This window comes from Nitratireductor arenosus (assembly GCF_009742725.1).
Classification (GTDB): domain Bacteria; phylum Pseudomonadota; class Alphaproteobacteria; order Rhizobiales; family Rhizobiaceae; genus Mangrovimarina; species Mangrovimarina arenosa.
The window spans coordinates 338,423-365,179 of record NZ_WPHG01000004.1; the positions used below are offsets into that span (position 1 = coordinate 338,423).

General features: G+C 65.4%; 22 protein-coding genes and 2 tRNA genes. 11 read left to right on the forward strand and 13 right to left on the reverse strand.

What is annotated here, in order from left to right; translation table 11 throughout:
* Positions 1–12: 12 nt before the first annotated feature.
* Positions 13–486 carry an Lrp/AsnC family transcriptional regulator gene (locus tag GN330_RS18070; protein WP_156714110.1) on the reverse strand — a complete coding sequence of 158 codons (474 nt, stop codon included), beginning with the start codon at positions 484–486 and terminating at the stop codon, positions 13–15.
* A gap of 134 nt (positions 487–620) precedes the next feature.
* On the opposite strand from GN330_RS18070, the gene GN330_RS18075 reads away from it, so the two are divergent.
* Entirely contained in the window at positions 621–4,046 is a 3,426-nt protein-coding gene (locus tag GN330_RS18075) for an indolepyruvate ferredoxin oxidoreductase family protein (RefSeq protein WP_343040854.1), read from the forward strand.
* Positions 4,047–4,180: 134 nt separating this feature from the next.
* Here the strand turns inward: GN330_RS18075 and GN330_RS18080 are convergent, their stop codons facing one another.
* Both GN330_RS18080 and GN330_RS18085 read right to left on the reverse strand, forming a co-directional pair.
* Positions 4,181–6,598 carry a hypothetical protein gene (locus GN330_RS18080; protein ID WP_156714112.1) on the reverse strand — a complete coding sequence of 806 codons (2,418 nt, stop codon included), beginning with the start codon at positions 6,596–6,598 and terminating at the stop codon, positions 4,181–4,183.
* Between the two features lie 225 nt (positions 6,599–6,823).
* A complete protein-coding gene (locus GN330_RS18085; RefSeq protein ID WP_156714113.1) occupies positions 6,824–7,711 on the reverse strand; it encodes a hypothetical protein in 888 nt (295 codons plus the stop codon).
* A 655-nt stretch (positions 7,712–8,366) separates the two neighbouring features.
* Here GN330_RS18085 and GN330_RS18090 point away from each other — a divergent pair.
* The 5 genes from GN330_RS18090 (at position 8,367) to GN330_RS18110 (ending at position 13,636) form a co-directional block, all read left to right on the forward strand.
* Positions 8,367–9,641, forward strand: a complete 1,275-nt coding sequence (locus tag GN330_RS18090; RefSeq protein ID WP_156714114.1) for an NAD(P)/FAD-dependent oxidoreductase — start codon at positions 8,367–8,369, stop codon at positions 9,639–9,641.
* 65 nt (positions 9,642–9,706) lie between these two features.
* Positions 9,707–10,681 carry a TRAP transporter substrate-binding protein gene (locus GN330_RS18095; RefSeq protein WP_156714115.1) on the forward strand — a complete coding sequence of 325 codons (975 nt, stop codon included), beginning with the start codon at positions 9,707–9,709 and terminating at the stop codon, positions 10,679–10,681.
* Between the two features lie 70 nt (positions 10,682–10,751).
* The gene (locus GN330_RS18100) at positions 10,752–11,285 is read left to right on the forward strand and encodes a TRAP transporter small permease (protein WP_156714116.1); all 534 of its coding nucleotides are present in this window, start codon (positions 10,752–10,754) and stop codon (positions 11,283–11,285) included.
* Positions 11,286–11,293: 8 nt separating this feature from the next.
* The gene (locus tag GN330_RS18105) at positions 11,294–12,607 is read left to right on the forward strand and encodes a TRAP transporter large permease (RefSeq protein ID WP_156714117.1); all 1,314 of its coding nucleotides are present in this window, start codon (positions 11,294–11,296) and stop codon (positions 12,605–12,607) included.
* 87 nt (positions 12,608–12,694) lie between these two features.
* The gene (locus GN330_RS18110; RefSeq protein WP_156714118.1) at positions 12,695–13,636 is read left to right on the forward strand and encodes a hypothetical protein; all 942 of its coding nucleotides are present in this window, start codon (positions 12,695–12,697) and stop codon (positions 13,634–13,636) included.
* 11 nt (positions 13,637–13,647) lie between these two features.
* Here the strand turns inward: GN330_RS18110 and GN330_RS18115 are convergent, their stop codons facing one another.
* On the reverse strand, positions 13,648–15,246 hold the full coding sequence (locus GN330_RS18115) for a CYTH and CHAD domain-containing protein (RefSeq protein ID WP_197435226.1): 1,599 nt from the start codon (positions 15,244–15,246) through the stop codon (positions 13,648–13,650).
* A gap of 154 nt (positions 15,247–15,400) precedes the next feature.
* A tRNA-Asp gene (locus tag GN330_RS18120) sits at positions 15,401–15,477 on the reverse strand.
* 287 nt (positions 15,478–15,764) lie between these two features.
* Between GN330_RS18120 and GN330_RS18125 the strand changes: the two genes are divergently transcribed.
* Positions 15,765–15,840: transfer RNA gene (locus GN330_RS18125), tRNA-Val, on the forward strand.
* 538 nt (positions 15,841–16,378) lie between these two features.
* Here GN330_RS18125 and GN330_RS18130 read toward each other — a convergent pair.
* The 8 genes from GN330_RS18130 to GN330_RS18165 all read right to left on the reverse strand — a co-directional run bounded on the left by GN330_RS18130 (position 16,379) and on the right by GN330_RS18165 (position 22,213).
* On the reverse strand, positions 16,379–17,224 hold the full coding sequence (locus tag GN330_RS18130) for a fumarylacetoacetate hydrolase family protein (protein WP_343040859.1): 846 nt from the start codon (positions 17,222–17,224) through the stop codon (positions 16,379–16,381).
* Positions 17,225–17,297: 73 nt separating this feature from the next.
* Positions 17,298–18,035, reverse strand: a complete 738-nt coding sequence (locus GN330_RS18135) for an SDR family oxidoreductase (RefSeq protein WP_156714120.1) — start codon at positions 18,033–18,035, stop codon at positions 17,298–17,300.
* A 3-nt stretch (positions 18,036–18,038) separates the two neighbouring features.
* The gene (locus tag GN330_RS18140) at positions 18,039–18,716 is read right to left on the reverse strand and encodes an RraA family protein (protein ID WP_197435227.1); all 678 of its coding nucleotides are present in this window, start codon (positions 18,714–18,716) and stop codon (positions 18,039–18,041) included.
* A gap of 39 nt (positions 18,717–18,755) precedes the next feature.
* The gene (locus GN330_RS18145) at positions 18,756–19,127 is read right to left on the reverse strand and encodes a RidA family protein (protein WP_106569840.1); all 372 of its coding nucleotides are present in this window, start codon (positions 19,125–19,127) and stop codon (positions 18,756–18,758) included.
* A 75-nt stretch (positions 19,128–19,202) separates the two neighbouring features.
* Entirely contained in the window at positions 19,203–19,985 is a 783-nt protein-coding gene (locus tag GN330_RS18150; protein ID WP_197435228.1) for a substrate-binding periplasmic protein, read from the reverse strand.
* A gap of 59 nt (positions 19,986–20,044) precedes the next feature.
* Positions 20,045–20,791 carry an amino acid ABC transporter ATP-binding protein gene (locus tag GN330_RS18155; RefSeq protein WP_156714122.1) on the reverse strand — a complete coding sequence of 249 codons (747 nt, stop codon included), beginning with the start codon at positions 20,789–20,791 and terminating at the stop codon, positions 20,045–20,047.
* 25 nt (positions 20,792–20,816) lie between these two features.
* Positions 20,817–21,482, reverse strand: coding sequence for an amino acid ABC transporter permease (locus tag GN330_RS18160; RefSeq protein WP_156714123.1), 666 nt, complete (start codon positions 21,480–21,482; stop codon positions 20,817–20,819).
* Positions 21,483–21,484: 2 nt separating this feature from the next.
* A complete protein-coding gene (locus tag GN330_RS18165; RefSeq protein WP_197435229.1) occupies positions 21,485–22,213 on the reverse strand; it encodes an amino acid ABC transporter permease in 729 nt (242 codons plus the stop codon).
* 257 nt (positions 22,214–22,470) lie between these two features.
* Here GN330_RS18165 and GN330_RS18170 point away from each other — a divergent pair, with 257 nt between their 5' ends.
* From GN330_RS18170 to GN330_RS18185, 4 genes are read left to right on the forward strand one after another with little or no spacing between them, the layout of a single operon-like run.
* The gene (locus tag GN330_RS18170; protein ID WP_197435230.1) at positions 22,471–23,277 is read left to right on the forward strand and encodes an IclR family transcriptional regulator; all 807 of its coding nucleotides are present in this window, start codon (positions 22,471–22,473) and stop codon (positions 23,275–23,277) included.
* A 13-nt stretch (positions 23,278–23,290) separates the two neighbouring features.
* On the forward strand, positions 23,291–24,763 hold the full coding sequence (locus tag GN330_RS18175; protein ID WP_197435231.1) for a M81 family metallopeptidase: 1,473 nt from the start codon (positions 23,291–23,293) through the stop codon (positions 24,761–24,763).
* Complete coding sequence (locus tag GN330_RS18180; RefSeq protein ID WP_156714127.1) at positions 24,760–25,920, forward strand: M24 family metallopeptidase; 1,161 nt, start codon at positions 24,760–24,762, stop codon at positions 25,918–25,920. Before GN330_RS18175 ends, GN330_RS18180 begins: the two co-directional genes overlap by 4 nt.
* A 4-nt stretch (positions 25,921–25,924) precedes the next feature.
* Complete coding sequence (locus tag GN330_RS18185; RefSeq protein WP_156714128.1) at positions 25,925–26,680, forward strand: maleate cis-trans isomerase family protein; 756 nt, start codon at positions 25,925–25,927, stop codon at positions 26,678–26,680.
* Positions 26,681–26,757 lie beyond the last annotated feature (77 nt).

Consider the following 26,757-nt stretch of genomic DNA (forward strand, 5'->3'; position numbering starts at 1 on the left):
GGCGCGTCCGCATCAAAGCGCCACGGCGGTTTCCTGCTTGATGTCCTTCAGCACCAGATTGGTGCGCACATTGGCGATGCCCGGCAGACGAAACAGAAACCCTTCCAGAAAGGCGTTGTAGGCGGCAAGATCGTCGCATACGACACGCATATGGTAATCTGCCTCGCCGGTGGTGGCGAAACAGTCGAGCACTTCCGGGCGCTGAGACACCTCGGCGATGAACGTGTCGACATGGCCTTGATCGTGCCGGGTCAGCGAGACGTTGACGATGGCATGGAAGGCAATGCCGGCGCGCGCGGCGTCGACCAGCGCGACATAGCGGCGGATGATGCCGGCCTCCTCCAGCGCCCGCACCCGGCGCCAGCATGCCGAGGCCGACAGGCCGGCCTTCTCCGCCAGCTCCTGGTTGGAGACACGGCCATTGTGCTGCAAAAGCCGCAAAAGCCGGCGGTCCTGATCTTCAAGCTTGATCGCATCCTGGCTCATTATCGCAAGGCCCTTCCGATATTTTCGCCTCTTCCGGTCAGAGCTTTCATTATTGACAGCAGATAGCGGCAATCTGAACAAAAATTCCAGCACAAATCGGTTACACTTCCCATTCCATTTTGAGGGAGGAACCCGTGACCGCGCACGATCCAGTCCGCGCCTATCATCGCTACCGGCTTGAAGATCGCTATGCGGCGACCTCCGGCCGCGTCTTCATGACCGGCACACAGGCGCTGGTGCGCGTGCTCGTCGACCAGGCGCGGCGCGACCGGCAGGCGGGTCTCGACACGGCCGGTTTCGTGTCAGGCTATCGCGGCTCGCCGCTCGGCGGCGTCGATCTGGAACTGTGGCGTGCCAAGGCGCTGATTGCCGAAAACCGCATCGAGTTCCTGCCCGCCGTCAACGAGGATCTGGCCGCGACTGCCGTGCTCGGCGCCCAGCAGGTCGAAACCAATCCCGACCGCGAGGTCCAGGGCGTGTTTTCGATGTGGTACGGCAAGGGACCGGGCGTCGACCGCGCCGGCGACGCGCTCAAGCACGGCAACGCCTATGGCTCCTCGCCGCATGGCGGGGTACTGGTGGTGGCCGGCGACGATCATGGCTGCGTCTCATCCTCGATGCCGCACCAGTCCGACGTCGCGTTCATGGCCTGGTTCATGCCGATGCTGAACCCGGCCAATGTCTCCGAATATCTGGCGTTCGGCGAATATGGCTACGCGCTGTCGCGCTTTTCGGGTATGTGGGTCGGCTTCAAGGCGGTGTCGGAGACGGTCGAATCGGCCGCCTCGGTGGAGATCGGACCCGACCGGATTTTTGCCGCGCCGGACTTCGTCCCACCGCCCGGCGGTCTGCACTATCGCTGGCCCGACCTGCCCGGCCCGCAGATCGAGGAGCGCATGGAGGCGAAGAAGCATGCCGTTTTCGCCTTCGCCGAGGCCAATCCGATCGACCGGCACATCTACGACATCAAAAACGCCCGTTTCGGCATCGTCACCACCGGCAAGGGCCACGGCGACCTGATGGAGGCACTGCGCCTGCTCGGGATCGGCGAGGCCGAGTGCCGCGAACTCGGCATCGACATCTACAAGGTCGGCATGGTGTGGCCGCTGGCGCGCCGCGACGCGCTCGACTTCGTGCGCGGCAAGGACGAAGTGCTGGTGGTGGAGGAAAAGCGCGGCATCATCGAGAGCCAGTTCAAGGAGTATTTTTACGACTGGCCCGGCCACAAGCCGCGGGTGATGGTCGGCAAGCGCGACGAACGGGGCGAACGGCTGGTGCCGTGGACGGGCGAATTATCGCCGCGCGAGCTCGTGCCGATCGTCGCCGGCCGGCTCGACGGGCTGTTTGCCGGGCGCGGTTTCGCCGAACGGGCCGCCAGAATCGTGTGCGAGGAACCGATTGCGATTGCCGTCGACGGGGCCGCGCGCACGCCTTATTTCTGCTCCGGCTGCCCGCACAACACTTCGACCAAGGTGCCGGAGGGCTCCAAGGCTTTGGCCGGCATTGGCTGCCATTTCATGGCAAGCTGGATGGACCGCGAAACCACCTCGTTGATCCAGATGGGCGGCGAAGGCGTCAACTGGGCCGCCTCGTCCCGCTTCACCGGCAAGGGCCATGTCTTCCAGAATCTCGGCGAAGGCACCTGGTACCATTCCGGCTCCATGGCGATCCGCCAGGCCGTCGCCGCCGGCGCCAACATCACTTACAAAATCCTCTACAACGACGCAGTCGCCATGACCGGCGGCCAGCCGGTGGACGGGCCGGTCAGCGTGCAGGCGATCGCCCACCAGGTACGCGCGGAAGGCGTGACGCGCATCGCGCTCGTCTCCGACCAGCCGGAAAAGTTTCGCACCGGCGACTTTCCCGCCGGCACCAGCATCCACCATCGGCGCGAGCTGGACGCGCTGCAGCGCGAGCTGCGCGAGATCGAAGGCGTGACAGTGCTGATTTACGAGCAGACCTGCGCCACCGAGAAGCGCCGGCGGCGCAAGCGCGGCACAGTGGAGGACCCGAAGAAATTCGCCGTCATCAACGAGCTGGTGTGCGAGGGCTGCGGTGACTGTTCGGTGGAATCGAACTGCCTGTCGGTCGAACCGGTCGAGACCGAATTCGGCCCCAAGCGGCGGATCAACCAGTCCTCCTGCAACAAGGATTTTTCCTGCGTCAACGGATTCTGCCCGAGTTTCGTGACGGTCGAGGGCGCGACCCGGCGCAAAAAGACCGGGCTGGAGGTCGATCTGTCGGTGCTCGCGGCCACCCTGCCCGAGCCGGAGCTGCCGGCATTCGACCAGCCCTACGATCTGCTGATCACCGGCGTCGGCGGCACCGGCGTCATCACGGTCGGCCAACTCGTCACCATGGCCGCGCATCTGGAGGCGCGCGGCGCCTCCGTGCTCGACTTCACCGGCTTCGCGCAAAAATTCGGACCGGTGCTGTCTTATGTCCGGATCGCGGCCGCACCGGAGATGCTGCACCAAGTGCGTATCGACCAGGGCGCCGCCGACGCGCTGATCGGCTGTGACATCGTCGTGTCGTCCTCGCCCAAGGCGTCGGCCGCCTACCGGCCGGGCATGAAGGCGGCGGTCAATCTCGCCGAAATGCCGACCGGCGACATCGTACGCCGGCGCGACGCCAGCCTCAGGGTCGACGAGCGGCTGGCAGCGATCGCGGCCGTCACCGGCGCCGACAACATCGCCGCGCTCGACGCCAACCGGGCGGCGGAAAAACTGTTCGGCGATTCAGTGTTTGCCAACGTGATGATGCTCGGCTTCGCCTGGCAGGCCGGGCTGGTGCCGGTGTCGCTGGAGGCGCTGCGCCAGGCGATCGTACTCAACGGTGTCGCCGTTGAGCAAAACCACCGCGCCCTGCTGCTCGGCCGCATCGCTCACGCCGACCCCGAACGCCTCGCCGCGCTGATTACGCCACGACCGGCGGCACCGGAAACGCTCGACGCGCTGATAACGCGGCGCGAGGCTTTTTTGACCGACTATCAGGACGAGGTCTACGCGACCCGCTATCGCATGATTGTCGACAAAGTGCGTGCCTCCGAAGCCGTGCACGGCTCCGAAAGGCTGACGGAGGCGGTCGCCCGCGCGCTGTTCAAGCTGATGGCCTACAAGGACGAATACGAGGTGGCGCGGCTGCACATCGAGACCGGTTTCGCGGAGCGATTGAAAGGCGAGTTCGACGGCGATTTTCGTATCGTCCACCACCTCGCGCCGCCCTTCCTGCCCGGCGGCAAGGATGCGCGCGGCCGCCCGCTGAAACGCGCCTTTGGACCCTGGATTCGCCTGCCGTTCAAACTGCTGTCGCGTATGAAGAGCCTGCGCGGCACCGCGATCGACCCCTTCGGCCACACAGCCGAGCGGCGCATGGAGCGCGCGCTGATTAGCTGGTACGAACACAAGATCGACCGTGCGCTTGCCGAACTCGCGCCCGACACGCTCGGCCGGCTTGGCGACGCCTTGGCGCTGCCGATGCAGATCCGCGGCTACGGCCCGGTCAAGGAGGAGGCGGCGGCGAAGGTCAAGGCGGAGATGGAGACGATGCTGGCCGGATAGGCCAAACCGCCTGCAACCGTGCGCTCCGGCCGAAGGCCGCACGACGCGCGGAAGGATCGTTGCCTCCCGCGCGCCGCCCCCTGCGCCGACGTCCCGGCGCCGCCCCGTTCAAACCCTGCCGGCCTCGCCCGCCTTCAGCCCTTTTGCGGAACGCCCTTGCGCTCCGCCGGCGTAGCGTGGGCGTTCTGCAGTCGCCCGACAAAGCTGATCGCCTCGGCGATGTCGCGCGCCGTCGTCTCGTCGATATAGGTCGAACGGTCCGGCGGCAGGAATTGCGTCCAGTAGCCGATGATCTGCGGCGCGGGCGCCCGGGCGATCATCTGGCCGTTCATAACGTAGCTGTTCATACTGTCTTCCTCGGAGCTCGCCGACTCGGATCGCGAAATCGAAAACACCAGAAATCCGCCGCCCTGGCTCTTGACCGATTTCGACGTGCTGCGCAGCGCCTCGGACTCGGCCATGTCGACCTTGACCTTGATCGACACGTCCTTGGCCAGCAGCACGGCGACCGGATAGGCGGGGAAGGAGTAGTTCTTGAGGACGTTGAGCAGCTTCTCCTCGCCCTTTTCGCCCATGAACTGATAGTTTTCGAGCTGGGTGTCGGGGGCAAGCGGCTTTTGCAGCGTGCGGAAGAAATCCGAGGTGTGGGCGAAAATCTCCGGCTTCATCCAGGCCCGGTCGATCAGCACCTTGGTGCACAGGAAGCCGATCTGGATCTCGTCGGATGCCTGCATGAAACGCTCGGCGAATTCGGTCCCGCTCACCTCGGTCGTGCCACCGCCGCTGCCCAGAAACAGGTTCACACCCCACTGCATACGGTCGAAATAGGTGTTCATCGTCTTCGAGGTCGACAATTGGTCCTTGGAGATGGTGACGGTAAGCTGCGTCCAGCGATTGTTGGCCGGATAATCGAGCTTGTTGGGGAAAGAATTGGTGCCGAACGCATTGGTGTCGTTGAGGTCGACGTTGGGGTTTTCCTCCTTCAGCTTTTCGTTTTCCGGCGAGTAGAGATAATCGTAATAGACGTTGGAGGCCGACGCCATCTGCCGCTCGAGGCGCTCGATCGCCGCAAGTTTGGTCTCGAGTTGCTTGACATAGGCGTCGAGCCAGTCGAACTGGATGCGGTTGGCATCCGTCTCCAGGAACTTCGTCGCCGCGCCCGCCAGTGCCCAGCCGCTGTCGATCAACCCCTGCTGCGCGTCGACGAGCTTGCCCTGGCCGGTGCCGACCTGGTCGGCGATGTCCTTGATCATCGCCCAGTCCATGGCCTTCGGCACGCCCTTGCTCGGTTCCGACTTGCCGAGATTGGCACCCAGATCATTGATTTCGTCGGTCAATGCTTTCTGTTCGTTGGAGCCCGTCACGCTGGACAGCGGATCGCCGCGCGATTCCATCACGTCGCAGAAAATCTTGACCGCTGTGACGGCGTTTTCGGTATAGGTCTTGATCAGCGTCGATTGGGCGTCGCTGAACGCCTGGCCGGCCTTCTGGAAGGCATCCGCGTCGGCTTTCACGGTTGCGTCGTCGATCTGCGGGATGATCGCCATCCAGGTACGGATCTCGAGTTCGAGCTGGGTGCGCGCGACGTCGAGCGCCTGCTGCTGGGCCTCCGGATCGGCCAGAAGGTCGATGAACTTGGTCGAGGGTTTGATTTCCTTCGGCCATGAATAGGGCACGCCGCGCGTCGGATAATAATTCATCCCTTCCTGGTAGGGGACCGGAATGACGGCGTTGCGCACGAGCTGCTTGGCCTCTCCCAATCCACCGTCGTCGCTCGTGTCGAGTACGGTGATGGCATCCTGCCAGGCCGTCAGCGGGAATTCGACGACGAGCTGATCGTATTTGGCGTTGATTTCCTGGATATGGCCGTCCGCGTTGACGGCGTACCAGGCGAGATATTCGTCCCAGGCGCGGGTGGAATCGAGCGGATTGTCGGCCTTGAATTTCGCCCGCATCTCGGCTTGCAGCTTGCCCCAATTCTGCTTGGCCCTGATCCATTGCTGGAAAAGATAGTCGAAATAGTCGACCAACCGCATAGTGACGTCCTTACCGTCGATCACCACCTCCACCTTGGTCTGCAAGCGCTCGCGGATAATTTCCTGCAGGCGGATCAGGTCGAGGCTCGGCATGGGGCCGAGCTGCGAGACGGCCTGTTTGTAGCGATCCGAAACCCGGGTTCCGTCAGGCTGGGTGATCGGGGCCGGCGGCACATATTGATCGAGGATCTGCGAGGTGCGGATCAGCGCGCGCTCGGGCATGTTGCCGGCGGTCTCCTCGGCGTCCTCCCAGCCAAGATGGCCGGCGTCGAGCACCGTTCCCGGCCAGCACAGACAAAACATCTGGGTCGGGTTCTTGTTGGCGAAACTGGCGATGATGGCGTTGTAGATCGCCTCCGAAAAATCCTGTGCCGGGGGCGGCGCGGCCGAGGCTCGGGCCTGGCCGTTGGGTCGCGGCGGCGTTTTGGCCGATTTTTCGTCCTGTTTGGCGGTCGCGGTCCGCGACGACGCCTCGGGGCTGGCTACCTTAGCGGCTTCTTTTTCGGAATCGGGCATCCCATCGTCTCCCCTTTTTCAGCGCCGCGCTTGGCCGCGCAGTCATGGTTCCGGTCGATAGTGGCGGTCCGTCGACGGCGCCGGCCGCCAACCGGCCTTCTCGGCCTCGGCCGTGAGGCGTGTGGCCCGCACCCCGCCTCGCGGACGATCCCACCGTTCGAGCGCGCCCGTTTCGAAACCGGCCTTCGCTCCGGGTGCATGGGGTCGCCAACGGTTTTCGCAGTGCTAGTGCAGCATCTTCTTGTTGCAACCCTTGGCGTTCGGCGTGGCGTTGCAGGCTTGGACCTTCTTGACCGAACTGTCGTAATTCTTGCTCCAGCTCGACTGTTTGGCCCGAGGCGGCATCCAATGGGTGTCGTCGAACTCGCCCGTATCGAGTTGGCTCGGCGCCAGCGCACCGGCCGAATAATCCGTGAAGGAACCGCTCGAATTGCCGAGGCCGAGGCTGTGGCAGGCCACGCACGCCCCCTCCTCGCCGGATTTGCGCGGCTGGATGTCGAAATAGCCGTGATACTGCTTCCAGCTCGCACCGAAATGGTCGAGTGCGACGATTTCGTAGGCCTCGCCAGAGCTGCGCCGTGGAAGGCTGTCGGCCTTGTCGATCGTCACCTGATAGGCATAGGGCGTACGCACGTAGGGATTGGCGTCGTGACACTGGGCGCAATTGATCTGCTCGACTACCGAGGGTTTGTCCCAGAACGCATCCGCGCCGACCTCGAACGGCGAGGGAATGTCAGTACCCGGTATCGCCTGTTGTGGCGCGAAGGCACTGTCGGAGACGTTGAATGCCGACAGGTTGGGATCGGACAATCTCTGGAAAAAACAGGTCTTCTTGTTGACCGGGCTGTAGACGACCATGGCGATGTCGTCATATTCCGGCTTGACCTTCTCTTGCGCAAGGCTGCGATATTTATAGTTGCGGCACAAAAGCGCGTAATAAGGCCAGTCCTTCTGATCGACATTCTGCTGTTGAACCTGACGCACCTGCAGGCGCGAATTGGGCACGCACTGCCCGATGCCGCCGCGGGATATGTCGAGGATCGGCGGCTTGTCGCATGTCGTTTGGGCGGTGAAGAATTTCGAATCCGCCGACGTGTCGGCCGGGATCGGCACTCCATTCTGACTTATCGGTAGAATAGGTCCGTCAACGCATTGGAACTGCTTTGGAAAATTGATCGGATTGCTACCGGAGAGTTCCGTCAGACATTGTTTGGCGTATTCGGAGAATTTCTGCCGCAAGACGTCCCCGGCTGCATAGGAGTCGTTTTGTGCTTCAGCGCGCTTCACCCCAACAAGATCGGGCATAGCGATATCGAATAAGGACACAACAATTGCGCTTCCGGCTACGACTCCGCAAAAGACGAAGCCGAAACCGCGAAATTTCAGGGACATCTACATTCCCCTTGCATAGGTACTATGAACTCGATGTCGATCGTTTCGGATTTCTATTTAAAATGCAACTAAAAAATGCATTGAATTGTTTATACTCGACTTTTCTATACGATCGTGGTTGCAAGGCACGCTGCGCCGGCGCCGGCGGCAACATTGCCGCGCTTCAAAATCTTCCACCACCCTGGCCATCCCTTCGCCGACGGACGCCTCGACGGGAGACCGCGCGGCCAATCGACAACAAGGCGCCGATATCGGCTCCGACGCAGTGTGAAGCCGGCCGGGCGCGCTATACAGTCATAACGCCGATAAAATACTGGTATTTTGTTGCCGAGTGCTATGATCGCGTTCGCAGACGGCCAGATTGGGGAACGGTAGGATGGCTGCGGCAGGGAGCAATCCGCCGGATGCGCGCCAGCCGCCGGTGGCGGTGGTTGGCGCCGGCATCGTCGGCGTCGCCACGGCCATCTGGCTGCAGCGCGATGGTCACGAGGTCGTGCTGATCGACCGCGGTGCGCCCGGCGACGGCGCGAGCTACGGCAATGGTGGCGTGCTGGCGTCCTGTTCGGTGGTGCCGGTGACCGTACCCGGCCTCCTTGCCAAAGCCCCGCGCATGGTTTTCGATCCCGGCCAGCCGCTTTTCGTGAAATGGGCCTATCTGCCGAGGCTCTTGCCATGGCTGCGGCGCTATCTCGGCCACGCCAATGCCGGCGACGCGCGCCGGATCGCCGCCGCACTGGCGCCGGTCATCAGCGACAGCCTGACCGAGCACGAGGCGCTAGCAGCCGGCACGGGGGCCGAAAAATGGCTGAAACCCTGCGACTACGTATTTCTCTACCGCGACCGAACGCACTATCTGGCCGATGCGTTCGCCTGGGATCTGCGCCGGGCGCACGGTTTTTCGTGGCGCGAGTTGGACGGCGCCGCGTTGCGCGATCACGACCCGGCCCTGGCACCGGATATCGGCTTCGCGGCCAGCCTCGGCGGTCATGGCGCGATTACCGACCCCGGCCGCTATGTGAAAGCGCTTGCAGCCCATTTCGTTTCCCGGGGTGGCCGGATGCTGACGACGGCCGTCACCGACTTCGTTCGCGAGGACGGGCGGATCCAGGGTGTGCGCGCCGGCGCCGAGACCATCGCTTGCAGAGCGGTCGTGGTATGCGCCGGCGCCTGGTCGAAACCGCTGGCGCGCAAGCTCGGGCTGAAGATTCCGCTGGAAAGCGAGCGTGGCTACCATGTCGAACTTCTCGACCCGAGCGTGATACCGCGCGCGCCATGCATGGTGGCGGCGGGAAAATTCGTCATGACGCCGATGGAGGGGCGGCTCCGGCTGGCCGGCATCGTCGAATTCGGCGGGCTCGAGCGCCCGCCCTCGCGGGCGCCCTTCGACCTTCTAGTGAAACAGGCTCAGGCCACCCTGCCCGGCCTGCGCTGGGCGGAAAGGCGCGAATGGATGGGGCATCGGCCCGCCCCGGCGGATTCCATTCCAATCATCGGCGAGGCGCCACGGCTCAAGGGGGCCTTTCTCGGCTTCGGCCATCATCATGTCGGGCTCACCGGCGGACCCAGGACCGGCCGGCTGCTCGCCCAGCTCGTTTCCGGGCGCACGCCCAATTTGGACCTTGCGCCCTACGCGCCGTCGCGGTTCCAATAGGGCCGGTCGAAACCGGGATATCGAAAGCAGACAAACAGGACGACCATCACCAAGGGAGGAAGATCATGAAATATCTGACCACACTGCTCGCCGCAACGGCGATGACCGCCGTGTCGGCCGTGGCCGCGCAGGCTGAAAAATGGGACATGCCGCTCGCCTACGCCGCGAGCAATTTCCATTCCGAAAACGCGGCCGACTTCGCCAAATGCGTGACCGACGGCACGAGCGGCGCGCTCGAGATCGTCACCCACCCGTCGGGCTCGCTGTTCAAGGGCAACGAGATCAAGCGCGCGGTACAGACCGGACAGGCACCGATCGGCGAGAGGCTGCTTTCGGCGCACCAGAACGAAAATCCGATTTTCGGCGTCGATTCGGTCCCCTTCCTTGCGACCTCCTTCGACGCGCATGAGAAGCTGTGGAAGGCGGCGGGCGAGGCCGTCGGAAAAATCCTCGACGAGCAGAACCTCGTCTATCTCTACTCCGTGCCGTGGCCGCCGCAGGGACTTTATTTCAACAAGGAAGTGAATTCGGTCGCCGACATGAAGGGCCTGAAATTCCGCTCCTATTCGTCCGCGACCGCGCGCATGGCCGAGTTGACCGGCATGCTGCCGGTCCAGGTCGAGGCTGCCGAACTCAGCCAGGCGCTGGCGACCGGCGTGGCGGAAAGCTTCATTTCGTCGGGCGCGACCGGCTACGACCGCAAGGTGTGGGAGCATCTGTCGCATTTTTACGAGGTCGACGCCTGGCTGCCGCGCAACGCCGTTTTCGCCAACAAGGACGCCTGGAACGGGCTCGACGAGGCGACGCGCAAGGTCGTTCTCGATTGTGCCGCGGACGCCAAAACGAAGGGCCTGCAACGGGCCAAGGACTATACGCAGCTGACCGTCGACGGGCTGCGCGAAGGCGGCATGACCGTGGCCGAACCCAGTGAAAAACTGGTCGAGGAGTTGAAGGCGATCGGCGACACCATGACCGCCGAATGGCTCGAGCAGGCTGGCGAGCAAGGCAAGGCGATCGTCGACGCCTACAAAGCCATGTGAACCCTCCCCTTCACTGACACCGGTGTGGCGGCGTCCGGCGCCGCCGCGCCCAAAGCGGGAGGCAGAGAGCATGCCGTCAGCAGGACGCACGCTCAGGCGTGCACTCGACGCGCTCTATACGGCCGGCGGGGTGATCGCGGCGGTCTTCATGGTCGCGATCCTGGTCATCATCGTCTTGCAGATGATGGCGCGTTGGAGCGGGCAGGTCTTTCCCGGCGCGACCGACTATGCCGGCTACTGCATGGCCGGGGCGTCCTTCTTCGCCTTCGCCTACGCGCTCAATCACGGCGCCCATATCCGGGTTTCGATCCTGCTGAACGCGGTCGGCGGCAAGCGGCGCTATCTGGAACTATGGTGTTTCGCGATCGGCACGGCCGCCTCGGCCTATTTCGCCTGGTACGCGGTCAAGACCACATGGCTGTCCTACAAGCTCAACGACATCAGCCAGGGGCAGGACGCCACGCCGATCTGGATCCCGCAACTGGTGATGGCGGCGGGAACCGTGCTGCTGGCGCTGTGTTTCGTCGATCACCTCTTCCGCCTGCTCGTCACCGGTGCCCATGGTATCCGGTCCGAAATCCTCGAGCAGAGCCACGGGGAATAGAACCGGCCATGGAACAGTTGCTGCCGATCGCCACCTTCCTGTTCGTGCTTTTCCTGTTGCTCGGCACCGGCGTCTGGGTCGGCCTTGCCCTGCTCGGCGTCGCTTTTGTCGGCATGGAGCTTTTCACCGCCCGCCCGCCGGGCGACGCCATGATCACCACGATCTGGAGCTCGTCCTCGTCGTGGACGCTGACGGCGCTGCCGCTGTTCATCTGGATGGGCGAGATCCTGTACCGCACCCGGCTTTCGGAAGACATGTTCCGCGGCCTGTCGCCCTGGATGGCGCGGCTGCCGGGCGGCCTGATCCACACCAACATCGTCGGCTGCACGGTGTTCGCCGCGGTTTCCGGTTCGTCGGCCGCCACGCTGACGACGGTCGGCCGGATGTCGATCCCCGAACTGCGCAAGCGCGGCTATCCCGAACATCTGGTGATCGGCACGCTCGCCGGCGCGGCGACGCTCGGCCTGATGATCCCGCCGTCGCTCACCCTGATCGTCTACGGCGTCACCATCAACGAATCGATCACCAAATTGTTCATCGCCGGCATTCTTCCCGGCCTGACGCTGGCGGCAATGTTCATGGGCTACGTGGCGATCTATGCGCGGGTGTCGAAACGGTTCGACCCCAAGCCCGAACCGGTGATGAGCTTTGCCGAAAAACTCGCCAATTCACGCTTTCTAATCCCCGTCATCCTGCTCATCCTTCTGGTGATCGGATCGATGTATCTGGGTTTTGCCACCGCCACCGAGGCGGCCGCCTTCGGCGTTCTCGGCTCCCTGGTGCTGGCGGCCACGCAAGGGTCGCTGAACTGGGCCACCTTCACGGAAAGCCTGCTGGGGGCGACCCGCACCTCGGCGATGATTGCGCTGATCTTGGCCGGCGCGGCCTTCCTGTCGCTATCGATGGGTTTTACCGGACTGCCGCGCGGACTCGCCCAGTGGATCGGCTCGTTCGAGCTTACCCGTTTCGAGCTTTTGATGATGCTGCTCGTCTTCTACATCGTCATCGGCTGCTTCCTCGACGGCATCTCCTCGGTCGTCCTGACCATCGCGGTGGTGGAACCGATGGTCCGCCAGGCCGGCATCGACATCGTCTGGTTCGGCATCTTCGTCGTGGTGGTGGTCGAAATGGCGCAGATCACGCCACCGATCGGCTTCAATCTGTTCGTGCTCCAGGGCATGACCCATCACGAGATGAACTATATCGCGCGCGCCGCCCTGCCGATGTTCGCCATCATGGTGGTGATGGTCTTCATCCTGATCGCCTTTCCGGATCTGGCCACCTGGCTGCCGGAAAACATGCGCCAGCGTCCCGGTGGTTAGAGCCGTGGACCCGACGGGCGCGGCAAACCCCGGCACGCCGACCGCGACACCGTTCGGCATGCCGTCGCCGGGCCCGGCGGCGTCTCGATGACCCTCGCCGCACCGTTGCTGTTCGCGGCCCGGCACGGGCGCATGACGCTGGTCGCGGGGCTCGTCGCCGGCATTGCTCTGCCGGGGCTGGCCGAGGCGCTGAAGCCCTTCATCGGCGAGATGGTGGCAGGACTGCTTTTTCTCGCCGCGCTGCGGGTCGGCCCGCGCCAGGCCGTCGGGGCGCTTGCCGACCTGAAGACCTCTTTCGCGTTCACCCTGCTTTTTCAGCTCGCCATGCCGGTCGCGGCGGTTTTTGCCTTCGCAACGCTCGGCTGGAACGGGGTGCTCGCCACCGGGCTGGTGTTGATGCTGGCCGGCGCGCCGATCTCGGGCAGTCCGAACCTGGCGCTTCTGACCGGCAACGATCCCGCGCCGGCGCTGCGCCAGCTGGTCGTCGGCACGGCATTGTTGCCCCTCACCGTCATCCCGGTCTTCTGGCTTGCCCCGGCGCTGGGCAATGCCGGCGTGGTGATCGGCGCGGCGGCGCGGCTGCTCGTCATCATCGCAGTGGCGGCGGGCGCGGCATTCGCGATACGGGTTTTTATCTTCAAAACCCTATCGGCGCGGCAGCTCGGCGTCATCGACGGCTGGTCGGCGATCGGCATGGCCGTGGTGGTGGTCGGCCTGATGGCCGCCGTCGGACCGGCGATGCGCGCGCCGTCGATGGTGCTCGCGGCCGCGCTCGCCGCCGCCTTCGCCGGCAATTTCGCCTGCCAGATCGCGATGGCGCTGATCCTGCGGCCGCGCATGTCCCAACATATGACCGCGCCGCTGGCTATCGTCGCAGGCAACCGCAATGTGGCCCTGTTTCTCGCCGCCCTGCCGGCAGCGGTGACCGATCCGCTGCTGCTGTTCATCGGCTGCTACCAGATCCCGATGTATCTGACGCCGATCCTGCTTGGTTGGCTCTACCGGCGCGGCAGCGCAGCGTCGAGTTGACCCGGCCACCCTCATTTGGACCAGGGCCGGCCGGTCGCGCGAAATCCGTCCCACGGCGCGCGCAGGCCAGCCTCGAGGTCGGCCAGGTCGCGTGCCTGCCAGCCACGGATCGCGCCGCACGCCTCGCGCGCGGCCGCCGGCATTTCGGGCACAGCGACCCGGTCGAGCAGAGCGGCGGTGACGGCGACGTCGTTGTAGCGGCCGAGCCCGTCCTGGAGCACCGACAGGGCCTTGGCGTAGCGTCTTGCTTCACTGCCCTTCCTCGCGCAGAGCGGCAGCAGGAAATCGGTGACGTAGCGCAACTTCTTGACGGCCAGGCGCAGTTCGTGGCGCGCCTCCGGTTCCAGCCTGTCGAAATGCCGGCCCATGTCGAGCACCTTGCGGTGCTGGCGCGTCAGCACGGTGAGCGCATGTTTGGAGGCCGGCGCGGCAAGCGCGGCGCGCGCCTTGCCGGAAAGGTCGGCGCGCCAACCACGACACGCAATCCAGCGGGCAAGCAAAAGCTGAAAACGCTGCGCGCGAGGGCCGGCAAGCGCGGCACGCGCCCTGTCATATCCCCGTTCGCGCAGGATTTCGGCGGCGTTCCGCAAATCCGCGAAACCGGCGATTTCGGGACAGGCCGCCTCGATCGGCGGCACGGTCTCGACCATAAAAACGTCCCAGTCGCGCGCATCGCCGTGCTCGCCGGCGAGCCATCGCGCCTCACCGGCGAAGGCGTCGGCCTCGGACGAGCCGGTGAGCTTGCCGAGCAGCTTGAGGATCGCTCGCGTGCGCCGCAGCGCGACACGCAACTGGTGCACACCCTCCGGATGGCGGCCGTCGATGGCGGCCGGCTTGTTGCGCATGAGATGCAGCAAGGCGTCGACGAGCATGGCTGAAAAAGCGTCGTCGAGGCTGACCTTGCCGCGGATGGCGCTCTTCTTGGCCTTCACAAAGGCCGGCGGCCGGCCGAGCGCCAGATCGAAACCGCGCGCCGCCTTGCTGCGGATGCTGAGATCTGCGGGACCGTGCTCGGCCAGGTCGAGCGCCAGGTCGTAAAGCGCGGACGCCGAGCCGCCTTCGAGCTCGAACTCGAGCTCGCAGATCGGCTCGCTCGCCTTGCCGGCAACGATACGGCCCTCATCCACCGCCAGCTCGATCGAGGCATCGGGCAGGTCGAGCTTGCGCGTGCGGCGCCTGACCTCGGTCGAAAACATCGGTTCGAGCGACGCGGCGCCGAGCGCCTCGAAAAACGCCTTCGGCAACTGCGCGGCCAACGCACCGACCCGCGGCCGCATGTCCTGCACCGGCGCCTCCCACTCGCTGCGGGCGAGCAGGCCGCCATTGGCGGGCTCCGTCGACTTGACCGTCATCGTGCAGGCCGCGCCTTTGTTGCGCACGCGCAGCGTGAAGCCCGCCTCCCACAAGGCCCTGTCCGGCGTATCGTAGTAGACCGTGTTCAGGCGGCGCACGGTGCCGGCATTGCGGGCGTGATGCTCGATCGCCGGACTGGTCGCCATCTCGGCAAGGCGGGCGGCGGGAACGATCAGCTTCAGTTCGATTTCTCTCGGGTCCGCGCCCCGCCCGGCGCCTGCGTCCGGCGCGGCATTCGTCTCGGCCGGAACGGACATCGACTTTCCTTCCCCGTCGCGCAAACGAACACCTCGCGCCAGAAGGCGCATGGGCGACCGCGTCGGCGGGACTTTCGGAAAAATGGCGATTTGCGTCAAGCCGACGAAAAGCCGCGTGCGAATCCGGACGATAGGTTTTCGAAAAGACGAAAAATGGCGCGAGTGACGGGGCTCGAACCCGCGACCTCCGGCGTGACAGGCCGGCACTCTAACCGACTGAGCTACACCCGCGCTACGACTTGCGTTGCCCGCAGGCACCGTCGTCGTGGCGGCTGGATTAAGCGGTTCGCGAATGCCTGTCAAGCGCCCCCACGGCGATTGTGCACGCCCTTGCCGGGACAATGCGACCGGGGCCGCGATGACGCCGCGGGCGGGTGGCTTTTGTCTTGCCGCAGGCGGCCGGCCGGCAGCCTGCGCCTGCGGCAAAAAGCACGGCAGCTGCTCCGGACCGACGGTGTGTGCGCGCGGCCGACGAAGGCTTGCACATTCACCACGAAGCGCTTAAACCGCGCCGAGGCGGGCGATTAGCTCAGTTGGTAGAGCGCTTCGTTTACACCGAAGATGTCGGCAGTTCGAGCCTGTCATCGCCCACCATTTCAAGCTCTTGAGATCAAATATTGTGGGACCATCGCCGTCCGGTGGCAGCTACGGCCGTTCCTCCTTAAACGGAAACGGTTTGATGGAATGGACTTCGCGCCAGTTGGGAGAAGCTTGTGGCACGATATCGCTATCGGGCAAGGATTTCGGCGGCGAGGTCTGGTTTATCGGGCTTGCCTGACGAAACGCGCCGTGAACATTTCGCCAGCCGAACGCGCAAAAGGCAGGGGTGGGAAAGCCGAAACCCGGCGTAGGACGAGAGGAATTTTCGGTTGGAAACGGCACAGTTGGCAGCGTACGGGCGGGCACCCAGCAGTGGCTGCTCCGTCCCCTTCCCCTCGCGGCACCGGCAGACCGCGTTCCTCGCCGGCGTGGCGCGGCCGCGGCTTTGCTTCCCAAAGATCCTTGCCGACACATTCAGCTGCGCAGGCATAAGACTGGCAGTGCCGGCACAAGCGGGACGCGGGCCGTGCCGGAACGTCGCAAAGACGGTAAGAGAAAGCGTCTTCGGCGATCCGGCTTTTGCCGCCCCGCTCTAACGCGCGGCCACCACGGTCTGGCGCTGCGCACCGAGCCCGTCAATGCCGAGTTCGACGACGTCGCCCGCGCGCAGATAGCGTGGCGGCGTCTTGCCCATGCCGACGCCCGGAGGGGTGCCGGTGGAGATGATATCCCCCGGCTGCAAGGACATGAAGCGGCTGATATAGGAAACCAGGAAAGCCGGCTTGAAGATCATCGTCGCCGTCGATCCGTCCTGCATGATCTCGCCGTTCAGCTTGAGCCACATCGGCAGCGAGAGCGGGTTTTCGACCGCATCGGCCGGCACCAGCCAGGGACCGGTCGGCCCGAACGTGTCGGCCGACTTGCCCTTGGTCCACTGCCCCTCGTGCTCGAGCTGGTAGGCGCGTTCGGATACGTCGTGCACGGTGCAATAGCCGGCCACGTGGTCGAGCGCTTCGGCTTCGTCGACATATCTGGCCGTCCGTCCGATCACCACGCCGAGCTCGACCTCCCAGTCGGTCTTTTGCGAACCGCGCGGCAGGACGAGGTCGTCATTGGGGCCGCAGATCGCCGATGTCGCCTTCATGAACAGGATCGGTTCGGCAGGGACCGCGGCTCCCGCCTCGGCCGCATGGTCGGAATAGTTGAGGCCGACGCAGATGAATTTTCCCGTGCCGGCCACGCAGGGGCCGAGCCGCGGATCGCCCTCCACCTTCGGCAACGAGGAAGGATCGATCGTCTTCAGCCGGGCGAGCGCCCGCGGATCGAGCACCTCTCCAGCCAGATCGTCGACGTGAGCCGACAGGTCGCGCAGCGCGCCCCTGTCATCGACAAGCCCCGGCCGTTCCCGTCCGGGCGCACCATAACGCACGAGCTTCACAATCGTTTCTCCAAATTTGTCACAGACAAGGCCGATGCGGCTCCGCGCGGCATCGGCGCGCGGGGCCAATGGATCAGGCGGTCCAGCCGCCATCGATGACATAGGCCTGGCCGGTGGTGAAAGTCGCCCCGGCCAGATGTAGCGCAAGATCGGCGATCTCGTCGGGCGTGCCGATGCGCCCCATCGGCTGGCGCGCGATGAAGGCCGCCCTGGCGGCCTCGTAGTCGCCGCCCGCCCGCATTCTCTGCTGGAGCGAGGGACTGTCGACCGTTCCCGGACAAATCGCATTGCAGCGGATGCCGCGGGCGACGAAATCGGCGGCCACGGATTTGGTCAGGCCGATCACCGCCGCCTTGGTGGTGGCGTAGACGAACCGGTTGGGAGCGGCCTTCACGCTGGAAACCACCGACGCGATGTTGACGATCGCGCCGTCGCCCTGCTCCAGCATGCCGGGCATGACGGCACGAATGGTGCGCATCATCGCGCGCACGTTGACGTCGACGGCGCGGTCGAACTCCGCGTCCGTAGCGTCCATGATCGTGCCGGAATGCACGATACCGGCGCAGTTCATCAACACATCGAACGGCCCGTTTTCGTCGACCAGCGCGCCGATCGCGTGTTGGTCGCACACGTCGAGGCCGGCCGTGCGGATGCTCGCCGCCCCTTCCAGGCCGGCAAGCGCGCTGCGGTCGATGTCGGTGGCGAGCACATGCGCGCCCGCCGCGGCCATGCGCTCAGCGCAGGCCCGGCCGATGCCGGCGCCTGCCGCGGTGATGAGAACCCGCTTTCCCGTCAGGGGCGACACGGTCATGGCCTACAGGATCCGGTGGCGCGTGAAGATGGTGCGCAGCGATTCGCCGGCCGCCAGCTCGTTGCGCACGGTGGTTTCCGCACGCACCTTGGCCAGTGCCGCGCCGACCACGTCGACGATCAGTGCGCGCGGCACGATCACCGTTCCGTCCTCGTCGGCGAAAATCAGATCGCCGCTGTTGACGTCGACGCCGCCGATCTTGCCCGGCACGTCGTAAAGCACCAGCTTACCGCGATATTTGGTGTCGACCGGCGTCGTGCCGGCACACACGACCGGAAAGCCCATTTCACGGATCATCCGAGCGTCGCGCACCGAGCCGTCGGTGACGAAACCGCCCGCCTTGAGCACCTGGGCGCGGGTCGACAGCAACTCGCCCCACGGCGCGATATGCGCCAGCCCGTGGCAGGCGAGCACCGGCACCTCGTTCGGCTGCAGGCTGTCGACCAGATCGATCTCCTCGCCATAGACGTCGAGTTCCTCGCTGTCGTGATAGACCGGCATGTAGATGCCGACCCTGGCAAGACCGCAGAGCGGCTTGGACACGTCGAGCAACCGCATGCCGGCGCGCGGCGACTGGTTATAGAGACCGTGACGGTCGAGCGTGTCGCTCAAGACGGCGGCATAAAGCTCGCTGCGACACGATTCGATCGCGTCGTGAACGGTGGTCGGCATTTCGCTCATGAGATGGGCCTTTGTATTGATGGGTAACGGGAGGGCCGGTCAGACCGGCTTGTAGGCGACGACTTCGATCTCGATCTTACCGTCGACGACAAGCGGCGAAACGACGGTGGAGCGCGCCGGCGGGGCGCTGCCGAAATGCTGCGCATAAACCTTATTGAAGGCGCCGAAATCACGCGCGTCGTCGAGCCATACCGTGGTCTTGACCACGTCAGCGAGCGTGCAGCCGCATTTTTGGAGAACCGCAACGATGCGCTGGATCGTCAGTTCGGTCTGCTCGGCGATGTTGCCGTTGATGATCGTGCCGGTCTCGTCCAGCGCGGCCTGACCGGACAGAAACAAAAAGTCGCCGGCGCGCACGGCAGGCGCAAGCGGCAGGGGAGTTTTGGGGTCGACGCCGATCCGTTCGATCATGATGTCCTCGTCTTGAGCTTGGATAAAAGTCCCCGCCCGGCCGCCGGGCGGCCGGGCGGGGGCGGATGAGAAGAATTATTCGCTGAACATGGCCGACCATTCGGCCTTCAGGCCCTGCTGCTCGGCCGCTTCCTGCCAGATATTGACCAGGCGCAGGAAATGATACTCGCCGCGCCGGATCCCGTAGGAATAGCCCTGCGGATCCAGCGGCTCGTCGGTTTGGAGAATACGCACGTCGAGATTGTCGTTTTCGGCGACCAGCTTCCTGGCCGAAGCCGTATCGCTCACCATGGCGTCGGCGCGGCCGCTGGCGACGTCGACTAGCAGCGTGGAAAGCTTGTCGGTCACCAGCGATTTCACCTCGGCCTTCTTGAAGAAGCGCTTGGCGAAGCCCTCGTCGGCGGAGCCGGAGGTGACGACGATCACCTTGCCCTCCTGGTCGAGCGCGGCCAGATCGGCGATGTCGGCGTTGGGGCCGACGGTCACGCTTTTGGTTTCGTGGCCGGACGGCTCGCTGAACAGAATGCGCATGGCGCGCTCCGGGGTGCGGAACATCGGTGCCATGACGATGTCGCATTTGCCGGCCTCCAGGCTGGGGATCAACGTGCCCCAGGTGGCGTCGACATGCTCGATCTCGACGTCCATCGCCGCGGCCAGGTTCTTGGCGGCCTCGACGTCGGACCCCTTCCATTCATTGCTGGCCGGATCCTTTACCGCCCAGGGAAACGCCTCGGCGTGGCAGGCTTGCAGGACGCCGCGATCGCGAATTTCCTGGATCTGATTATCGGCCGCGCCGGCGATCCCAGGTGCGGCGACCAGGGCGGCCAGCGCGGCCGCGATAAGCGTTTTGGATTTCATAGTGGCTCCTCCAAGATTGAACGTCTCTGTGTGGCACCGCCGCATGGCGGGCCGTCGTCTCACAACACCTTCGACAAAAACGCCTTCTGGCGTTCGTCCTCGGGCGCGGTGAAGAAGGTTGCGGGCGCGGCGTCGACCAGAAGCTGGCCCTCGGCCATGAAAAGGATGCGATCGCCGACCTCGCGCGCGAAACCCATTTCGTGGGTGACGACGACCATGGTCATGCCGCCGCGGGCGAGATCGCGCATGACGTCGAGCACCTCGTTGACCATTTCGGGATCGAGCGCGGAGGTCGGTTCGTCGAACAGCATGATCTCGGGTTCCATCGCCAGCGCCCGGGCGATCGCCACGCGCTGCTGCTGGCCTCCGGAAAGCTGGGCCGGGTATTTGTCGATCTGCTCGCCGATGCCGACCCGCGTCAGCAGCTTCTGCGCCGCCTCGTCGGCCTCGGCGCGGCCGAGGCCGCGCGCCGTCATCGGCGCCAGCACGAGGTTCTCGCGCACCGTCATGTGGCCGAACAGGTTGAAGTTCTGGAACACCATGCCGACCCGGCGGCGGATCGTCTCCAGCTCGCGGCGCGGCCCCGGCAGGGTGTGGCCAAGCACGTTGACCGTACCGGCATCGATCGCCTCGAGCCCGTTCATGGTCCGAAGCAGGGTCGACTTGCCGCTGCCCGAGGGGCCGATCACGCAGACGACCTCGCCGGTTCCGATTTCGGTCGAAACCCGGTCGAGAGCGACGAACGTGCCGTAGCGCTTGACCACGTCCGTGCAGCGGACCGCTTGCTTTGTCGCGCCGGCGCTCATGGGTGCTGTGTCCGGAGAATGGAGATCATCGTGACGTCCTCTTGAAATGCCTGGTCTCGGCGCGGCGCACGTAAAGGCTGAGCGGAAAGATCAGCATGAAGAACAGCACCGCGACCGCCGTGAGGAATTCGAGATAGGCGAAGGTCTCGTTGCCCAGCACGGTCGCCTGATAGACGATCTCGGCGACGCCGATCGTCGACAGCAGGCTCGAGGCCTTCAGCAATTCGGTGAGAAAGTTGACGAAGTTCGGCATCATGCGCCGGACCGCCGGCGGCAATACGACCCGGCGCCAGATCGTGGATGCGGGCAGGCCGAGCGAAAAGGCGGCTTCCAACTGTCCCTTCTCGGTCGACAGGATCCCGGCGCGCAGGATCTCCGCGACATTGGCGGCCACGAACAGCGACAGCGCGACGATACCGCTGATCTCGGCCGACATGCGCAGCCCGAACAGCAGCGGCAGACAGGAATAGACCCAGAAAATCAGCACCACCTCGGGAATGGTGCGGAAGAAATCGATCACGAACACCGCGACCCGGTAGCCGGGACCACGGCCCGACAGCTTGCCCAGGCACAGCACGACGCTGCCGAGGGCGCCGAACAGAATCGCGTAAAAGACGATGCGCAGCGTGACCAGCAGACCCTGCAGCAGCAGCGGATAGTTGGCTTCGAGCGCGTTGAGGTCGAATGTCATGATCAGCGCCCCTCACGACGGGCGAGCGAACGCTCGAGCCAATGCGTCGACTGGCTTATGGCGTAGCCGAACAAAAAGTAGATCAGCGCGGCCAGCGTCAGGATTTCGATCGGCTTGAAGATCGCGTTGGCGATGCGCGTGGAGACCGTCATCAGCTCGCCGACCTGCAGCACGGTCAGGATAGCGGAAGCCTTGAAAAAGCTGATGGTCATGTTGACGAAGGGCGGGATCATCACCCGGAAGGCGGGCGGCAGGATGACGCGCCGCCAGCGCGTATAAACCGGGATGCCGAGCGCGTCGGACGCCTCGCCATAGCCGGCGGGGACCGCGCGGATGCCGCCACGCACGATCTCGCCGAAATAGGCGCTGGCCTGCAAAACGATGGCGATGACGCCGCTAACGATGGCGCTGGTGTTGATGCCGGACACCAGCGGCAGGGCGAAATGGATCCACAGCACTTGGACCAGGATCGGCGTATTGCGGAAAAGCTCGACATAACCGATGGCGAACCAGCGCGCCGGCGCCAGCGGCACTTGCGTCAAAACGGCGAGAATAGTGCCGAAGAAGATGCCGCAGGCCGCGGCGGCCGCCGTCAGCACCAGGGTCATCACCAGCCCCTCGGCCAATGTGCCGCGATATTGCCATAAAACGGCGAAGTCGAGCCCACCGACGATCTTCCAGTTGAGATTGATCAGGGCGAGCGCAATCAGCCCCGCGAGACCCGCGGTCAAGCCGCCGCGTATCCAACGTCCGCCCGATGCTTCGATCAGCTCTCCGAAAAGGCCCATGCCCTTGCCTGCCCGCCTGTCACGGCTTTATGTCAAAACGTTGATCCGATATTTCCGGTACAGCGTTCCAGTTTTTCATTGACATGTCGAGTCCTTTTTGCGTTTTTTGTCGCTAAGGTGATCAGCGCTGCCGCCGTGCGGCACGAAAAACCCCGTCGCCGGGTCCCTCCCGTCGATCGAATTGCATCAGGAGTGTGATGATGTCTCGAGACCTGCAGGCCGAGGATGCCCCGATCCGGGCGATCTTGAACGCCATGGACGCGCTGGAGTTCATCGCCCAGTCGCGCCAGGGCGTTGGCGTGCGTGAACTGGCCCGCACCCTGCGCCTGACGCCGGCGACCGCGAGCCGGGTGCTCGCCTCGCTGCAGGCCAGCGACATGCTGGATCAGGACCCCGACACGGCGCGCTACCATCTAGGGCCGCGCGCCCTGAAAATCGCCGCCGACCACAGCCGCAGCATCAATCTTCACGGCGTCGCCGAATCCTATTTGCGCGACCTGGTCGACGCGACCGGGGAGACGATTTTCCTCGGCGTTCTCGACGGCGCGGAAGTCGTCGTGATCAACCGGATCGATTCGCCGCAGCCGCTGCGGATGGCCGGCGAGCTCGGCACCCGCGAACCCGCCCACTGCACCGCGCTCGGCAAGATCATGCTCGCCTCCAAGCCGACGCACGAACGCGCCGACCTGGTCGCCCGCCTCGCCATGGAGCCGGACACCGGCAACCGGGTCATGACGCGCGAGGCGCTGGAGGCCGTGTTGGAGGAAACCGCCGGACGCGGCTGGGCGCTCGACGACGAGGAGCATTTCGAGGGCGTTCGCTGCATCGCCGCCGGCATCGTCAATTCCGAGGGCCGGACCATCGCCGCGATCAGCGTCTCGGGGCCGGCGGTGCGGATGACGGACGCGAAAATTGCCGCGACCGTGCCAACGCTGCGTGCCATGGCGGCTGCGGTCTCGCGCCGCCTCGGCTACCGTCCGGCCGATGCCGTCAACGCCCCACGCTGAGGAGACGGTCGGGATGCGTGTCGCGATTGGCGGTTTTTATCATGAAACGAACACCCGCGCGCGCACCGTCACGCGGCTGACGGATTTTCAGGCCTACCAATATGCCGAAGGCGCGGCCCTGGCCCGGACCTTCGCCGGCACCAACAGCGAAATCGGCGGCATGCTCGACCGGGTGGCCGAAGGCGGGCACGACACCATACCGCTTCTGTTCGCCGCCGCGGTGCCGTCGGGACCGATCGAGCGCGCCTGTTACGAACAATTGCTCGGCCGCTCGCTTGCCCTGCTTGCCGAAGCCGGACGGGTCGACGCGGTGCTCTTGTCGCTGCACGGCGCCGCTGTCGTCGAGGGCATCGACGACCCCGACAGTGCCTTCGTCGCCGCCGTGCGCGCGGCCGTCGGCAAGGATGTGCCGATCGGCGTTACGCTCGACTATCATGCCAATATCGGCTCCGCGCTGTTCGACGCGGCGAGCTTCATCTCCGTCTACCGCACCTATCCCCATACCGACATGGCCGAACGGGGTCGGGAAGCGGCCCACGTCACGCTGGCACCGGACGGACCGCCGCCGGGCGTGATGCGCAAGCTACCGCTGATCACGGTGCCGCTGGTTCAGGCCACCGGTGACACCGGCATGGCCGGCGCCATGCGCGCTTTCGCCGAGGCGCTGGCGACGCCAGGCGTGGTCAGCGCCTCGCTCGCCATGGGCTTTGCCTATGCCGACAGTCCCAATCTGGGCGCGACCGTTTTGGCCTATGGCGGCGAAGCGGCGCAGCGCGCCGCCGACCGGCTGGCGCATGCGGTGTGGGACGAGCGCGCCACCCTTCTGCCGGAACTGGTCGAGCTGGCCGCGCTGCCGGCCACCCTGGTCGCCGACGGCCGGGACCCGACCATCGTCGTCGACCCCTCGGACAATGTCGGCGGCGGCAGCGCCGGCGACGGCACCGCTTTGCTGGAGACGCTGCTTGCAGCCGGAATCGGCGGTGCCGTCGTGATCACCGACCCCGAGGCGGTCGCGGTGGCGGGGACCGTCGGCCTCGGCGGCGCCTTCGACGGCCTCGTCGGCGCGAAAGCCGATACGCTGCACGGCAGGCCGGTGCGGCTGCGCGGCCGGGTGAACTGGCTCGGGCCGGCCTCCTTCACCAATACCAGCAGCTACATGACCGGCTTCGTCACCACGATGGGCGACTGCGCGGTCGTCTCGCACGGCGATCTGCATGTCGTGCTGACCAGCCGGCGCACCATGCCCTTCGACACCGGCATTCTCACCGCCGTCGGCCTTGCCCCCGAGGCGCAGCCGGTGATCGTGGTCAAATCGGCGATCGCCTGGCGCGCCGCCTTCGCGCCGATCGCGCGGCGCGTGCTCGTCGCCGACACGCCCGGCATCTGTCCGGCGCGGCTGCGGGCCGAACACTACACCAAGGTGCCACGGCCAATCTGGCCGCTCGACCCCGATATCGACTTCAATCAGGAAAGCCCCACACCATGAGCGTCACCCGTGAGGATGTGTTTTCGGCCGCGGAGTTCGAGCGGCGTCGCGACCGCGTTCGTAGCGCCATGCGCGCACAAGACCTCGACGCGATCGTGCTGCACGACCCGTCAAACATCTACTATCTATGCGGCCACCACACCCTCAATATCTGGGATTACCAGTGCCTCGTGCTGCCGCTCGACGGCCTGCCGTTCATGGTGCTGTGGCAATTCGAGCAGGGCCGCTTCAACGCCAGCGCGAGCGCCTGCAAGGCGGTCTATTTCGGCAACGGCGCCGAACCCGTGGCCGCGACCGCCGCAGCGCTCGCCGCGCACGGTCTGGCCAAGGCGCGGATCGGCCTGGAGGCGGCCGGCGGCTTTCTGAGCCCGGCCCGCCATGCGGCCATCGTCGAAGCCTTGCCCGGGGCGCGCGTCGCCGACGCCGGCGGCCTGGTGGAGGACGTGCGCGCGGTCAAATCTGCTGCCGAGCTCGACATCATGCGCCAGGCCCAGACCGTCACCGACGCGGCCATGCGCGCCGCGCTCGGCGCCATCCGGCCCGGCGCCAGCGACCGCGACATCACCCGCGCCATGGCCGACGCGCTGATCGAGGGCGGCACGCAAGGATTCTCGATCTTTCCGATGGTCGCCGTCGGCGCACGTTCCGGCGTGCCGCACCACGCCCAGATCGGCGCCACCGTGGAGAACGGCGACACGGTGTTCCTGGAATGCTCGCCGGCGATCCATTGGTACCATGCGCCGCTGATGCGCACGGCCGCGCTCGGCACGCCGCGCGACCCGTTCGTGGAGGAGGTGGCGGCGGTTGGCACCGAAGCCATCGAGGCGATGATGCAGGCGATGAAGCCGGGCGTGGCCGCCTGCGAGGTCGCCGAGGCCGGCGCCCGCGTCGTCGACCGCATCCGCGACGGGATCCTGTTCCACGATTTCTACGGCTACTCGGTCGGCATCGGCTTTCCGCCGACCTGGATCGTCGGCGGCACGATGCAGATTACCCGCGACAACCCTCGCCCGCTCGAGGCCGGCATGACCTTCCATTTTCCCATGACGCTGCGCAAACTCGGCGTGTTCGGCGTCGGCCAAAGCCGCACGGTGGTCGTCACCGAAGCCGGCTGCACGGCACTGAGCGCGCTGCCGCTCGGCCTCGACAGGGTCTGAGGCCATGACGAAGACAAAGCTGCGCCTCGGCCTCGTTTTCCCCGGCGGCGGCTGCGAAGCCGATTTCTACCGCTTCGAACGCGACACCGGCGAGGCCGTCCGGGTCTATTTCGCGCAGGCGCGGTACGGCGCCGTCGAAGGCGCCGACCACCATCCCGACGCGCTGCGCGAGACGGCGCGCGTCGACTGGATCGCGCAGGCAGCGCATCGCCTGTCGCAGGTTCCGCTCGACGCTCTGGTCTGGGCCTGCACCAGCGGTAGCTTCATCAACGGCCGGCGCTTCGCCGAGGAGCAGGCACGCGGCATCGCGGCGGCGACCGGCGTGCCGACGACCAGCACTTCGCTCGCCTTCGCGGCCGCCGCACACGCCCTGTCGGCGCGCAAGGTCAGCCTACTTGCCACCTATCCGCAGGACACGGTGGCGTTCTTCACATCGTTTCTGGCCGAATACGGGATCGCGGTCGAAACCAGCCGCAGCCTCGGCTTCGACAGCGGCTGGATCTCGTCCGGCTTCGACGGCGACGCGCTGATGCGCGCGGCCGAAAAGGCGGTCGCGCCCGGCACGCAGGCCCTGCTGATTCCCGATACCGCCCTTCCAACGCTCGACGTCGTCGACGCCCTGGAAAAACGCCTCGGCCTTCCCGTCCTCAGCGCCAACGCGGTCACGCTCTGGCACGGCATGCGCACGAGCGGGCGCGTCGTGCCAGTCAACGGGCTGGGAACGCTGCTTGCGGATTTCGGGCAAATGCCGGCCGCGTAGACGCGAGCACAATCCGCATGAACGTCATGGCATCGAGAGGTGGGGCGGCTGGCTTTGTGCTCGTGTCGTCGCTTGGA

Excerpts from the sequence above, each read along its gene's own strand:
- GN330_RS18115 (WP_197435226.1), bottom strand. The coding sequence starts at position 15,246 with ATGTCCGTTCCGGCCGAGACGAATGCCGCGCCGGACGCAGGCGCCGGG.
- GN330_RS18175 (WP_197435231.1), top strand. The coding sequence starts at position 23,291 with ATGCGTGTCGCGATTGGCGGTTTTTATCATGAAACGAACACCCGCGCG.
- GN330_RS18070 (WP_156714110.1), bottom strand. The coding sequence starts at position 486 with ATGAGCCAGGATGCGATCAAGCTTGAAGATCAGGACCGCCGGCTTTTG.
- GN330_RS18100 (WP_156714116.1), top strand. The coding sequence starts at position 10,752 with ATGCCGTCAGCAGGACGCACGCTCAGGCGTGCACTCGACGCGCTCTAT.
- GN330_RS18105 (WP_156714117.1), top strand. The coding sequence starts at position 11,294 with ATGGAACAGTTGCTGCCGATCGCCACCTTCCTGTTCGTGCTTTTCCTG.
- GN330_RS18180 (WP_156714127.1), top strand. The coding sequence starts at position 24,760 with ATGAGCGTCACCCGTGAGGATGTGTTTTCGGCCGCGGAGTTCGAGCGG.
- GN330_RS18170 (WP_197435230.1), top strand. The coding sequence starts at position 22,471 with ATGTCTCGAGACCTGCAGGCCGAGGATGCCCCGATCCGGGCGATCTTG.
- GN330_RS18080 (WP_156714112.1), bottom strand. The coding sequence starts at position 6,598 with ATGCCCGATTCCGAAAAAGAAGCCGCTAAGGTAGCCAGCCCCGAGGCG.
- GN330_RS18150 (WP_197435228.1), bottom strand. The coding sequence starts at position 19,985 with ATGAAATCCAAAACGCTTATCGCGGCCGCGCTGGCCGCCCTGGTCGCC.
- GN330_RS18095 (WP_156714115.1), top strand. The coding sequence starts at position 9,707 with ATGAAATATCTGACCACACTGCTCGCCGCAACGGCGATGACCGCCGTG.
- GN330_RS18135 (WP_156714120.1), bottom strand. The coding sequence starts at position 18,035 with ATGACCGTGTCGCCCCTGACGGGAAAGCGGGTTCTCATCACCGCGGCA.
- GN330_RS18140 (WP_197435227.1), bottom strand. The coding sequence starts at position 18,716 with ATGAGCGAAATGCCGACCACCGTTCACGACGCGATCGAATCGTGTCGC.
- GN330_RS18155 (WP_156714122.1), bottom strand. The coding sequence starts at position 20,791 with ATGAGCGCCGGCGCGACAAAGCAAGCGGTCCGCTGCACGGACGTGGTC.
- GN330_RS18160 (WP_156714123.1), bottom strand. The coding sequence starts at position 21,482 with ATGACATTCGACCTCAACGCGCTCGAAGCCAACTATCCGCTGCTGCTG.
- GN330_RS18110 (WP_156714118.1), top strand. The coding sequence starts at position 12,695 with ATGACCCTCGCCGCACCGTTGCTGTTCGCGGCCCGGCACGGGCGCATG.
- GN330_RS18185 (WP_156714128.1), top strand. The coding sequence starts at position 25,925 with ATGACGAAGACAAAGCTGCGCCTCGGCCTCGTTTTCCCCGGCGGCGGC.
- GN330_RS18145 (WP_106569840.1), bottom strand. The coding sequence starts at position 19,127 with ATGATCGAACGGATCGGCGTCGACCCCAAAACTCCCCTGCCGCTTGCG.
- GN330_RS18090 (WP_156714114.1), top strand. The coding sequence starts at position 8,367 with ATGGCTGCGGCAGGGAGCAATCCGCCGGATGCGCGCCAGCCGCCGGTG.